The sequence below is a fragment of the Agromyces sp. Root81 genome (assembly GCF_001429165.1).
Classification (GTDB): Bacteria; Actinomycetota; Actinomycetes; order Actinomycetales; family Microbacteriaceae; genus Agromyces.
The window spans coordinates 1025463-1038394 of the sequence record NZ_LMIR01000001.1 but is presented as its reverse complement, the minus strand read 5'-3'; the positions used below and the strand labels follow the sequence as shown (position 1 = coordinate 1038394).

9 protein-coding genes are annotated in these 12932 nt (G+C 70.6%); 7 read left to right on the top strand and 2 right to left on the bottom strand.

What is annotated here, in order from left to right:
* Positions 1-152: 152 nt before the first annotated feature.
* Together ASE14_RS04920 and ASE14_RS04915 are read right to left on the bottom strand one after the other, a co-directional pair.
* Complete coding sequence (locus ASE14_RS04920; protein ID WP_056651443.1) at positions 153-644, bottom strand: hypothetical protein; 492 nt, start codon at positions 642-644, stop codon at positions 153-155.
* Positions 645-746: 102 nt separating this feature from the next.
* Positions 747-935, bottom strand: a complete 189-nt coding sequence (locus ASE14_RS04915; RefSeq protein WP_056651440.1) for a hypothetical protein — start codon at positions 933-935, stop codon at positions 747-749.
* A gap of 97 nt (positions 936-1032) precedes the next feature.
* Here ASE14_RS04915 and ASE14_RS04910 point away from each other — a divergent pair, with 97 nt between their 5' ends.
* From ASE14_RS04910 to ilvN, 7 genes are all read left to right on the top strand, one after another.
* Positions 1033-1632: a TetR/AcrR family transcriptional regulator gene (locus ASE14_RS04910; RefSeq protein WP_056651435.1), complete on the top strand. Its 600-nt coding sequence runs from the start codon at positions 1033-1035 to the stop codon at positions 1630-1632.
* An 8-nt stretch (positions 1633-1640) separates the two neighbouring features.
* Positions 1641-4526 carry an MMPL family transporter gene (locus tag ASE14_RS04905; protein WP_056651432.1) on the top strand — a complete coding sequence of 962 codons (2886 nt, stop codon included), beginning with the start codon at positions 1641-1643 and terminating at the stop codon, positions 4524-4526.
* Entirely contained in the window at positions 4523-6466 is a 1944-nt protein-coding gene (locus ASE14_RS04900; RefSeq protein WP_056651427.1) for a YhgE/Pip family protein, read from the top strand. Before ASE14_RS04905 ends, ASE14_RS04900 begins: the two co-directional genes overlap by 4 nt.
* Before the next feature lie 106 nt (positions 6467-6572).
* Entirely contained in the window at positions 6573-8819 is a 2247-nt protein-coding gene (locus ASE14_RS04895) for a bifunctional alpha,alpha-trehalose-phosphate synthase (UDP-forming)/trehalose-phosphatase (RefSeq protein ID WP_082600096.1), read from the top strand.
* A gap of 9 nt (positions 8820-8828) precedes the next feature.
* A complete protein-coding gene (gene ilvD / locus ASE14_RS04890; protein WP_056651423.1) occupies positions 8829-10523 on the top strand; it encodes a dihydroxy-acid dehydratase in 1695 nt (564 codons plus the stop codon).
* A gap of 42 nt (positions 10524-10565) precedes the next feature.
* Positions 10566-12374: an acetolactate synthase large subunit gene (locus ASE14_RS04885; protein ID WP_056651793.1), complete on the top strand. Its 1809-nt coding sequence runs from the start codon at positions 10566-10568 to the stop codon at positions 12372-12374.
* A 2-nt stretch (positions 12375-12376) separates the two neighbouring features.
* Positions 12377-12886, top strand: coding sequence for an acetolactate synthase small subunit (gene ilvN / locus ASE14_RS04880; RefSeq protein WP_056651420.1), 510 nt, complete (start codon positions 12377-12379; stop codon positions 12884-12886).
* The last annotated feature ends 46 nt before the right edge of the window (positions 12887-12932 follow it).

Below are 12932 nucleotides of genomic sequence, written 5' to 3'. Positions count from 1 at the left end.
CTCTCGTGGCGTGCGGGCGATTGCCCGTGAATCACGCTACGAGTGGCGGGGGAGCGCCTTCTCGATCCAGTCGTACAAGAATCGCCGGTCGAATTTGGACGTCGGTGGCACCGAGCGTCTGAGCGCCCGGGCAACGCCTCACCTGCGCCGGATCAGGCGGCGCGGGCCTCGACTGCCGTGGCCATGCCGATGGTCGGCAGCGCGGCGGCTTCGACCAGGTCGGATGTCGCGGCGAACAGTTCGTGGTCGGCCGCAGCGTCGTCGGCCGCAGCGTCGACCGGCGCGGCCGTCTCGACCGGGTCGGCCCACACGATGAGCGGCGAGGGCTCCCAGCTGAGGGCGAGCGTCTCCTCACCGGCGGGCACGACGACCGCGACGGAATCGCGCTCCTCGAGGATCGCACGGGTGAGCTCGGCCGCGATCTGGTGCGTGAGCATCGCGTGGAAGATGCGGTCGGTGTCGCCGTCGGACTTGCGCACGAGCGACCACCCGCCGCCGGGCCCGATGAACTCGGACAGGCGCGAGTTCAGGAGTTCGAAGATGTGCTCGCCGCGAAGGTCGGCCGCAGAAGGGTGCGGCGTCGGGGCGGCAACATGGGCGGAGGCCTGGGCGGCAAGCCGTGCGCGGCGCCAGCGGCGGAACATCGGTGACCCCTCTCGTGGGTTCGTCTCGGGTCGTTCGTCCCAGTTTCGGGCACGGTGATGCGGATTGCGAGTGACACGCCGCGCAACGCCGGCGCGGCGGCGTTATTCGCCGAGTTCGCCCTGCTTGGTCTCTTCGGCGACCGTGCCGATCGCGATCGCGAGGCTCGCGGCCCACGACACCCACATGAGCAGCAGGCGCCAGTCGCGGGGGCCAGAGGCGGTGGTCTTCAACACGCCGATGCCGCTGATGATGGCGCTGATCACGGCGCCGCTGAAGAGGTACTTGCGCATGGGGCAACGCTACCGCGCCGCTTCGGGCGGCTGAGAGACATCCGTGAATCTGACCGATCGTGCAGAAGCTGACCGATCGGTCAATTACCGTGGATGCATGCCCTCAGATGCATCCGTGCCCTCCCGCGTGCGCGCCAGCGACGAGCTGCGCCAGGCCGCACTCGAGCAGTTCGCGACCGTCGGCTTCGCCGCGAGCTCGCTGCAGCAGATCGCCGACCACGCCGGCTACTCGAAGTCGAGCGTGCTCTACCACTACGCCTCGAAGGAGGCACTGCTCGAAGCCGCGATCGGCCCGTCGATCGACCTGCTCGAGACCCTGCTCGGCGACTTCGTCGCCGGTGGCCGCTCGGCGGCGGCGCAGGCGGTCTTCATCGAGCGCTTCGTCGACTTCCTGCTCGGCAACCGCCTCGCGGTGCACACCTTCGTGAACCAGGGTCAGTCGCTCCGCGGGCTGCCGGTCATCGAGCGCGCGAACACCGCCATCCAGGGCCTCGCCGACTCGATCTGCGCCGACGACGCCAGCCTCGCCGAGCAGATGCGCTTCGGCGTCGCGCTCGCCGGCGCCACGTACACGCTCGTCGCCGGCGCCACGTTCCTCGTCGGCGACCAGCAGGTCGCCGACGCCGACGTGCGCGACGCCCTCATCTCCGTGCTCTCCGAACTCCTGTTGACGGCCGACGGCCGCCCGACCCGATAGGCAGACCAATGGCTCTCCTCCTCCACCGCATCGGACGCTTCGCCTTCCGCCGCGCCTGGTACGTCATCGTCGCCTGGGTGCTCGCGCTCGGCGCGCTGCTCGGCACGGGCCTCGCGCTCGGCGGCCAGCTGCAGGACTCGTTCGCCATTCCCGGCACCGAGTCCCAGACGGCGATCGACCAGCTCGCCGCCGTGTTCCCCGAGACGGCCGGCGCTTCGGCCAAGGCCGTCGTCGAGGCCCCCGACGGGGAGACCGTCGAGGCGTCCTCGGCGCGCGACGCGATCGAGGCGATGGAGGCCGAGCTCGAACAGGTGGACGGCGTGGCGAGCGTGCTCGGCCCCTTCGACGAGTACGCCGGCGACCAGATCTCGGGGGACGGGCGCACCGCCTACATCCAGATCCAGTTCGACGGTCCGGTCACGGATGTCACGGCGGAGTCGCTCGACGCCGTCGAGGCGACCGGCGAACTCGGCAGCGAGGCGGGCCTGGCCGTCGCCTTCGGCGGCGACGTGTTCCAGGAGACGAGCTTCGGCCTGACGATCACCGAGGTGTTCGGCGTGCTCTTCGCCGCGGTCGTCCTGATCATCACCTTCGGCTCGCTCCTCGCGGCGGGCATGCCGCTGCTGACCGCCCTCGTCGGCGTCGGCGCGGCCTTCGGCGGCATCTCGATCGTCGCGGCGTTCACGACGGTCTCCTCGACCGCGCCCATGCTCGCGGTCATGATCGGCCTCGCCGTCGGCATCGACTACGCCCTCTTCATCCTGTCGCGGCACCGGAACCAGCTCGCGCGCGGGCAGGACCCCGAGGAGTCGGCGGCCGAGGCGGTCGCGACCGCCGGCGGCGCAGTGGTCTTCGCCGGCCTCACCGTGATCATCGCGCTGCTCGGCCTGCTCGTCGTCGGCATCCCGTTCCTCAGCGTCATGGGCGTCGGCGCCGCGTTCGCCGTGCTCATCGCGGTGGTGGGAGCCGTCACCCTGCTCCCGGCGCTCCTCGGCGTCTTCGGGCGCAAGCTCGTGCCGAAGCCGGGCAGCCGCGCCCATCGCCGCGCGAACGCCGACGACGACAGCGGCAAGCGCACGATGGGCCGCCGCTGGGTCGACCTCGTGCTGAAGGCGCCCGTCGTCTTCGTCGTGATCGTGGTGGGACTGCTCGGCGCCGCCGCCGTGCCGGCGCTCAGCCTCGACCTCAACCTCCCGAACGGCTCGGGCACCGAGGGTTCGAGCCAGCGCGAGGCCTACGAGATGATCGAGGAGGGCTTCGGCCCCGGCTACAACGGCCCGCTCATCGTCACGGTCGACATCACCCAGACGACCGACATCTTCGACGACCTCGACTCGATCGGGGCCCGCATCGGCGAGCTCGACGACGTCGCCTTCGTCGGCCAGGGACTGCCGAACCCGACCGCGGACACGGCCATCATCCAGGTGATCCCCGAGAGCGCTCCGGATGCCCCGGAGACCAAGGTGCTCGTCGAGAACATCCGCCAACTCGAGCCCTCGATCACGGCCGACTACGGCACTCCGATCGCGGTGACCGGCTACACGGCGGTCGCGATCGACATCTCGAATCGGCTCGCCGACGCGCTGATCCCGTTCGCCCTCATCGTCGTCGGGCTCTCGATCGTGCTGCTGCTCATGGTGTTCCGCTCGGTGTTCGTGCCGATCAAGGCCGCACTCGGATTCCTGCTCTCGGCGTTCGGCGCGATCGGCGTCACCGTCGCGATCTTCCAGTGGGGCTGGTTCGCCGACCTGCTGCACGTCGAGCCGGGGCCGATCCTCAGCTTCCTCCCGATCCTGCTCATGGCGGTGCTGTTCGGCCTCGCCATGGACTACCAGGTGTTCCTCGTCTCGGGCATGCGCGAGGAGTACGTGAAGACGGGTGACGCGCGGGGGTCCGTCGTGCACGGCTTCCAGCACGCCGCGCGCGTCGTGACGGCCGCCGCCCTCATCATGTTCTTCGTCTTCTTCGCCTTCGTGCCCGAAGGTGCCGGGGTGATCAAGGGCATCGCCTTCGCGCTCGCCGTCGGCGTCGCCTTCGACGCCTTCCTCGTGCGGATGACGCTCGTGCCCGCCGCGATGGCGCTCGCCGGCAAGGCGGCCTGGTGGCTGCCGAAGTGGCTCGCCAGGATCCTGCCGAACGTCGACATCGAGGGCGAGGGCCTCCGCGCCCACCTCGAGCAGGAGGAGTGGGCGGCCGCCCGCCCCGCCGCCGTGAACGCGGGGGATGCCGTCTTCGGGCTTCCCGAACGACCGATCGGCCCCCTTTCCGTCGAAGTTCCCGTCGGCGGAGTGCTCGTCGTGCAGGGCGACGCCGTCGACCGCCGCGTCGTCTCCGCGACGCTCGCAGGGCGGCTCGCGCCGGTCGGGGGCCGTCTCGCGGTGCTCGGCTCGCCGCTGCCCTCCGGCACCGGCACCGTCATGCGCGCGGTCGCGATCGCCGAGGTCGCAGCGGATGCCGCGCCGGGCGGCACGGTCGGCGAGCTCATCGCCGGCCGGCTCGACGCCACCCGGCCGTGGTACTCGATCGCGCCGTCCAACTCGCTCGTCCGCACCTGGACCGAGCGGGCGGCCGCGGCCGCCGGCCCCGGCCCCGACGGGCCCCGGTTCACGACCGCGACCCCGCTCGCCGCCCTCGGCGTCGAGGCCCGCACGCTCGTCGCGGTCGCGGCGGCGCTCGCCGAACGTCCGAAGGCCATCGTCATCGACCTCGACGACGATCCGGGCTCGGCCACGGGCGCACTCTGGCACGCCCTCGCCGCGCTCGTGCCCGCACAGGTCACGGTCGTCGTCGGCCTCGGCCGGTCCGCCGTGTCGCCCGCGATCTCGCCGCAGCTCGCGGGCCGCGGCATCCGCACCCTCGAACCCGTCTCGCGCAACCAGGAGGTCCTCCGATGAGCACCCGACTCTCCCGACTCTTCGGCTCGACCCCTGCGCAACGACGTGTGCGCTACGGCGTGCTGCTCGCCGCGGTCATCGCCGTGCCGCTCGCGGTCGCGGGGCTCGTCTCGGGGGCGCTCGGCAACGCCGGCGACAACCTCGAGCAGATTCCGGCGGTCGTCGTGAACAACGACGAGATGGTCACGATGACCCTGCCCGACGGCACCGAGCAGCCGGTGCTCGCCGGGCGCCTGCTCGTGACCGAGCTGACGGACCCCGAGACCGCCGGCTTCCAGTGGACGATCTCCAACGACGAGGAGGCGGCCGACCTCCTCGCCTCGGGCGATGCGTACGCCGTGCTCACCATCCCCGCCGACTTCTCCGAGTCGGTGACCTCGCTCTCGGGGTCGGACCCGACGCAGGCGAACCTCGACATCCGCACCGACGACGCCCACGGCTACCTCGCCGGATCGGTCGCGCAGTCGGTCGGCGACGCCATGTCGGCGACCTTCGGCCGCGAGCTGACCGCGCAGTACCTCGAGGGCTTCTACACGAACCTCGCCTCGATGGGCGGCTCGCTCGGCGAGGCTGCCGACGGCGCCACGCAGCTCTCGAGCGGCGTCGGCTCGCTCGCAGGCGGGCTCACCACGCTCTCGAGCGGCGTCGCCTCGGCGACGAGCGGGGCAGCGGATGCCGCGAGCGGCGCCCACACCTACGCCGCGGGCGTCACGCAGTACACGCAGGGCGTCGACGGACTCGCGAGCGGGCTCGGCGACCTCAGCACCGGTGCGGCCGGCCTCGACGGGTTGTCCACTGGATGGGACCAGTACGTCGGCATGATCGCCGGGGCATCAGGCCAGCTCACGAGCAGCGTCGACGCGTTGAACGACTACGTCGAGAAGAATCCGGCGATCCTCGAGCAGTACCCCGAGCTGGCCGTCTATCTCGGCTACGTCGACCAGGTCGAGCAGGGAGTCTCGCAGTTCGCAGCCGGGGGCACGAAGCTCGCGGCAGAGACGAGGGGCGTCATCGACGGCATCCAGGGCGGCATCGAGCAGTCGGCGGCCGGAGCCGCACAGTTGTCCGGCGGTTCGGCCGCGCTCCGCGACGGGGCCGACGGCCTGGCCTCCGGTCTCGACGAACTCGCCGGCGGCCTCGGCGCACTCCAGGGCGGCGCAGCGGATGCCGCGAGCGGCGCGACGCAGCTCGCGAGCGGTGCCGACACCCTCGCCTCCGGGCTCACCTCGGGCGCGGCGAGCGCGAAGGCGCTCACCGACATCGACGCCGAGCAGACCGCCGACGTGATCGCCGAGCCCGTCACGGTCGATGCGACCCGCGACCACCAGATCGCGGGCATCGGCGAGGTCATCGGCATGCTGTTCGTGCCGGTCGGTCTCTGGCTCGGCGCGATGGCGCTCTTCCTCGTCTTCCGCCCCTTCGGGCGCGAGGCGCTGCGCTCGACGGCGTCGACCGGCGGCCTCGTCTGGCGCACCCTCGCGCGGGCCGGGCTCATCGCACTCGCGCAGGCCGTCGCGGTCGTGCTGCTGCTGCACGGCGTCATGGGCGTGACGTGGAGCCTGCTGCCGCAGACCCTCGCGTTCGCGGCCCTGCTCGCGCTCGTGTTCACCTCGCTGCACGCCCTCCTGACGGTCTGGCTGGGCCGGGCGGGGCTCCTCATCTCCCTCGTGCTCGTGGCGCTGCAGCTCACCGCATCGGGCGGGCTCTACCCGATCGAGGTGCTGAGCGGGCCGTACCAGGCGCTGAGTCCGTTCCTGCCGCTGACCTGGGCGGTGCAGGGCATGCAGCTCATCGTGGCCGGGGCCTCGGGGGGAGCAGTCGCGATGGCGGCGGGAGTGCTCGCGGTCTTCGGACTCGTCGGCGTGATCGGCACCGGCCTCGTGGTCGGCAGGCGCCGCGGCATCCGCTCGATCGGATTCGCAGCCGCCGCCCTCGGCTGAGCCGCCGACGCGCAGCACGGGCGGCGCGGGCACCCGGTCGATCCGGCCGGGGCCCGCGCCGCCCGACTGTTAGCCTGAGGCGAGCGCGAGGAGGGACATCCGCCACATGCACGCCCCCGAACCGACACGCGACGAGCTGTACGTCGACGCCGCCTACGACATGATCGTGGTCTCCAACCGTCTGCCCGTCGACTACCAGCGCGGCGCCGACGGCGAGACCGTCTGGAAGAGCTCGCCCGGCGGGCTCGTCACCGCCCTCGAGCCCGTCATGCGGGCCGCCGACGGAGCCTGGGTCGGCTGGGCCGGCGTGGCCGACCGCGAGTTCGCTCCGTTCGAGCACGACGGCATCAGCATCATCCCGGTGCCGCTGTCGGAGTCCGAGCTCGAGGAGTACTACGAGGGCTTCTCCAACGACACCCTGTGGCCGCTCTACCACGACGTCATCGCGCCCCCGTCGTACCACCGCGAATGGTGGGACGCCTACGTGCGGGTCAACCGCCGCTTCGCCGAGGCCGCGGCCCGCGCCGCCTCCACGGGCGCCGTCGTGTGGGTGCAGGACTACCAGCTGCAGCTCGTGCCGCGGATGCTGCGCGAGAAGCGACCCGACCTCGTGATCGGGTTCTTCAATCACATCCCGTTCCCGGCATACGGCATCTACTCGCAGCTGCCGTGGCGACGGCAGGTGCTCGACGGGCTGCTCGGCGCCGACGTCATCGGCTTCCAGCGGGCCGCCGACGCGGGCAACTTCACCCGGGCCGTGCGCCGACTCTTCGGCTATGCGACCCGCGGCAGCGTCGTCGACGTGCCCGGGCCCGACGGCGAGGTGCGGCACGTCGTCGCCCGGCAGTTCCCGATCTCGATCGACTCGGCCGGGTTCGAGGAACTCGCGCGGAGCCCCGAGGTGCAGGCGCGCGCCCACGAGATCCGCGAGAGCCTCGGCAACCCCGAGACGATCATGCTCGGCGTCGACCGGCTCGACTACACGAAGGGCATCCGGCACCGGCTGAAGGCCTTCGGCGAGCTGCTGCGCGACGGCCGGCTCTCGGTCGAGGACGTCACGCTCGTGCAGGTCGCGAGCCCGTCGCGCGAACGCGTCGAGACCTACCGGCAGCTCCGCGACGAGATCGAACTCATGGTGGGCCGCCTGAATGGCGACCACTCGACGCTCGGCCACCAGGCCATCGCCTACCTCCACCACGGCTACCCGCGTGAGGAGATGGTCGCGCTCTACCTCGCGGCCGACGTCATGCTCGTGACGGCGCTCCGGGACGGCATGAACCTCGTGGCCAAGGAGTTCGTGGCCTGCAGCTTCGACGACGACGGCGTGCTCGTGCTGAGCGAGTTCACCGGGGCGTCCGACGAACTCCGTCAGGCCATCCTCGTGAACCCGCACGACATCGAGGGGCTGAAGGACGCGATGGTCGAAGCGGCGCGGATGCCTCGCAAGGAGCGGGCCCGTCGCATGCGGGCGCTGCGCAAGCGCGTCCGCGAGAACGACGTGGCGAAGTGGTCGTCGACGTTCCTGAAGACGCTGACCGGTGCCGGCATCATCGCCTCGGGCGTGACCGAGGGCCTGGATGCCGCGGTCACCCGCATCGCGGACACCGACCGGCTGCTCGTGGCGCTCGACTTCGACGGCACGCTCGCACCGCTCGTCGACCGGCCCGAGGATGCGCGGGCGACGAATCGGGCCCGTGCCGCGATCGAACGACTCGCAGCGACCGACGACACGCGCGTGGCGATCGTCTCGGGTCGTGCGCTCGAGAGTCTGCGCGAGGTCGCCGACCCGCCGCACGGGGCACTGCTCAGCGGCTCTCACGGCGTGGAACTGCAGCTCGACACGGGCGGAGTCACGATCGACCTGCGAGACGCCGAGCTCGCGGCGCTCGAACACCTCACGAGCGTGCTCGAGGACGTCGCCTCGGGCGCCGATGGCGCATGGGTGGAATGGAAGCCGGCGGGGCTCGCGCTGCACACCCGCAAAGTCGCCCCCGATGTCGCGGTCGAGCTGCAGCGTGCAGCACGGGCTCGCGTCGAGACGGAGATCCCCGAGCTCACCGTGCGCAGCGGCAAGGGCGTGATCGAGTTCTCGGTGCGCCCGAGCGACAAGGGGGAGGCGCTCACGCGGCTCAGGCAGCACGCGGGTGCGAGCGCCGTCGTCTACGTCGGCGACGACGTCACCGACGAAGACGCGTTCGCGGCGCTCGAGAGCGAAGATCTGGGCGTGAAGGTCGGTCAGGGCCGGTCGCTCGCGGCGTACCGCGTGCGCAGTCCGGAGGACGTCGCCGACCTCCTCGAGCGCCTCGCCGACGCCCGTGACGCGACGCGCGGGGGCCCGGCGCGCTGGCCATAGACTCGACCCATGTCGGAGTTCGATCCCAAACCTCGTAGCCGCACCGTCACCGACGGTATCGAAGCCATGACCAGCCGGGGCATGCTCCGCGCCGTCGGCATGGGAGATGCCGATTGGGACAAGCCGCAGATCGGCATCGCGTCCTCCTGGAACGAGATCACGCCCTGCAACCTCTCGCTCGCCCGCCTCGCGCAGGCCGCGAAGGAGGGCGTGCACGGCGGCGGCGGGTACCCGCTGCAGTTCGGCACCGTCTCCGTCTCCGACGGCATCTCGATGGGCCACGAGGGCATGCACTTCTCGCTCGTCTCGCGCGAGGTCATCGCCGACTCGGTCGAGGTCGTCATGCAGGCCGAGCGCCTCGACGGCTCGGTGCTGCTCGCCGGCTGCGACAAGTCGATCCCCGGCATGCTGATGGCAGCGGCCCGCCTCGACCTCGCCTCGGTCTTCCTCTACGCCGGCTCGATCGCGCCGGGCTGGGTGCGCCTGTCCGACGGCACCGAGAAGGACATCACGATCATCGACTCGTTCGAAGCGGTCGGCGCCGTCAAGGCCGGCACGATGAGCGAGGCCGACGCCAAGCGCATCGAGTGCGCCTTCGCCCCCGGTGAGGGTGCCTGCGGCGGCATGTACACGGCGAACACGATGGCCTCGGTCGCCGAGGCGCTCGGGCTCTCGCTGCCGGGCTCGGCCTCGCCGGCATCCTCCGACCGCCGCCGCGACTACTACGCGCACCGCTCGGGCGAAGCCGTCGTCAACCTGCTGAAGCACGGCATCACCGCGCGCCAGATCCTCACCAAGAAGGCCTTCGAGAACGCCATCGCCGTCGGCATGGCCCTCGGCGGCTCGACCAACATCGTGCTGCACCTGCTCGCCATCGCGCACGAGGCCGAGGTCGACCTCACGCTCGACGACTTCAACCGCATCGGCTCGAAGGTGCCGCACATCGGCGACCTCAAGCCCTTCGGCAAGTACGTCATGAACGACGTCGACCGTCGCGGCGGCCTCCCGGTGCTCATGAAGGCCCTGCTCGACGCCGGACTCATGCACGGCGACGCGCTCACCGTCACCGGCAAGACCCTCGCAGAGAACCTCGCCGAGATGGACATCGCGCCGCTCGACGGCGAGGTGCTGCGCACGCTCGACAACCCGATCCACGAGACCGGCGGCCTCACGATCCTGCACGGCTCGCTGGCTCCCGAGGGCGCCGTCGTGAAGACGGCCGGCTTCGACGCCGCCACGTTCGAGGGCCCCGCCCGCGTGTTCGAGCGCGAACGGGCCGCCATGGACGCCCTCACGGCGGGCGAGATCAAGCACGGCGACGTCGTCGTGATCCGCTACGAGGGGCCGAAGGGCGGGCCGGGCATGCGCGAGATGCTGGCCATCACCGCGGCCATCAAGGGCGCCGGCCTCGGAAAAGATGTACTACTCTTGACGGACGGTCGATTCTCAGGCGGCACAACCGGCCTCTGCATCGGCCATCTGGCACCCGAAGCGGTGGACGCAGGTCCCATCGCCTTCGTGCGCGATGGTGATCTCATACGGGTCGATATCGCAGCTCGTTCCATCGACCTACTTGTCGACGATGCCGAGCTGGCTGCCCGCCGTGAAGGCTGGGCTCCGCTTCCCCCGCGCTATACCCGTGGCGTCCTCGCGAAGTACTCGAAGCTCGTGCGTTCCGCCGCAGAAGGCGCCACGACGGGCTGAGTGCTGCGCTTCCCGCACACCGTCCACCAGAACAGGAACCGAATGTCCACGGAATCCAGTCCCGTGCCATCGCCCGCCCCAGTGCCCTCGGGCGCACCCGTGGAGATCACGGGCGCCGAGGCGGTCGTCCGTTCACTCGAGATGCTCGGCATCACCGACGTGTTCGGCCTCCCCGGCGGCGCGATCCTCCCCGTCTACGACCCGCTGCTCGACAGCAAGAAGCTCCGCCACATCCTCGTGCGCCACGAGCAGGGCGCAGGCCACGCCGCAGAGGGGTACGCCTCCTCGTCGGGCAAGGTCGGCGTCGCCATCGCGACGTCCGGCCCCGGCGCGACGAACCTCGTCACGGCGATCGCCGACGCCCACATGGACTCGGTGCCGCTGCTCGCGATCACCGGTCAGGTGTTCTCGAACCTCATGGGCACCGATGCGTTCCAGGAGGCCGACATCGTCGGCATCACGATGCCGGTCACGAAGCACTCCTTCCTCGTGAAGGACGCCTCGGAGATCCCGGCGACGATCGCCGCGGCGTACCACATCGCCACGACCGGCCGCCCCGGCCCCGTGCTCGTCGACATCACGAAGGACGCGCAGCAGGCGACGTTCTCGTTCCGCTGGCCGCCGAAGGTCGACCTGCCGGGTTACCGGCCGATCACGAAGGCCCACGGCAAGCAGGTCGCGGCTGCGGCGCAGATGCTCGCCGAGGCGAAGCGCCCGGTGCTCTACGTGGGCGGCGGAGTCATCCGCTCCGGCGCATCGGCGGAACTGCTCACGCTCGCCGAGACGACGAACGTCCCCGTGGTGACGACGCTCATGGCCCGCGGAGCCTTCCCCGACTCGCACCAGCAGCACCTCGGCATGCCGGGCATGCACGGCACGGTTCCCGCCGTCATCGCGCTGCAGGAGGCAGACCTCCTCATCGCGCTCGGCGCGCGCTTCGACGACCGGGTGACCGGCAAGGCGGCGCTCTTCGCGCCGAACGCGAAGGTCGTGCACGTCGACATCGACCCGGCGGAGATCTCGAAGATCCGCGTGGCCGACGTGCCGATCGTGGGTGACGCGAAGGACGTGCTCGTCGACCTCGAGGCCGCCTACCGCGACGCGATCGCGGGGGAGTCCGGCGCGCCCGACCTCGATGAGTGGTGGGCGACGCTCGACGGACTCCGCGCCGAGTTCCCGCTCGGGTTCTCGACGCCGTCCGACGGACTTCTCGCACCCCAGCAGGTCATCCAGCGCATCGGCGAACTCACCGGGCCCGAGGCGGTCTACGCCGCGGGTGTCGGCCAGCACCAGATGTGGGCGGCGCAGTTCATCAAGTACGAGCGCCCCAACTCCTGGCTGAACTCGGGCGGCGCCGGCACGATGGGCTACGCGGTTCCGGCCGCGATGGGCGCCAAGGTCGCCGAGCCCGACCGCGTGGTCTGGGCGATCGACGGCGACGGATGCTTCCAGATGACCAATCAGGAGCTCGCCACCTGCACGTTGAACAAGATCCCGATCAAGGTCGCGATCATCAACAACTCCTCGCTCGGCATGGTGCGCCAGTGGCAGACCCTGTTCTACGACGGCCGGTACTCGAACACCGACCTGAACACGGGCCACGACAGCGTGCGCATCCCCGACTTCGTGGCGCTCGCCGAGGCATACGGTGCCCTCGGCATCCGCGTCACGAAAGAGGAGGAGATCGACGACGCCATCAAGCTCGCGCTCGCGACGAACGATCGCCCAGTGGTGATCGACTTCGTCGTCTCGGCCGACGCGATGGTGTGGCCGATGGTGCCGCAGGGCGTCTCGAACAGCTACATCCAGTACGCCCGCGATCACTCGCCGGCATTCAGCGAGGAGGACTGACCATGTCGACACACGTTCTCTCCCTCCTCGTGGAGGACAAGCCCGGTCTGCTGACGCGCGTGGCGGGGCTCTTCGCCCGGCGCGGGTTCAACATCGAGTCGCTCGCCGTGGGCCACTCCGAGATCCAGGGCCTCAGCCGCATCACGGTCGTCGTCGACGTCGAGGACCTGCCGCTCGAGCAGGTGACGAAGCAGCTGAACAAGCTCATCAACGTCATCAAGATCGTCGAGCTCGACCCGGCGCAGTCGGTGCAGCGCGAACACCTGCTCATCAAGGTGCGGGTCGACAACGCGACCCGATCGCAGGTGCTCGAGGCGGTGAACCTCTTCCGTGCTCGCGTCGTCGACGTCTCGACCGACGCCCTCGTGATCGAGGTCACCGGCGACTCCGGCAAGACCACCGCGTTCCTCAAGGTGCTCGAGCCGTACGGCATCAAGGAGATCGCCCAGTCGGGCCTCCTCGCGATCGGCCGTGGCGGCAAGTCCATCACCGAGCGCGTCTTCAAGAACTGACCGTTTCCACGAACTGCACCATCCCCGATCAAGGAGAAAGACAGCA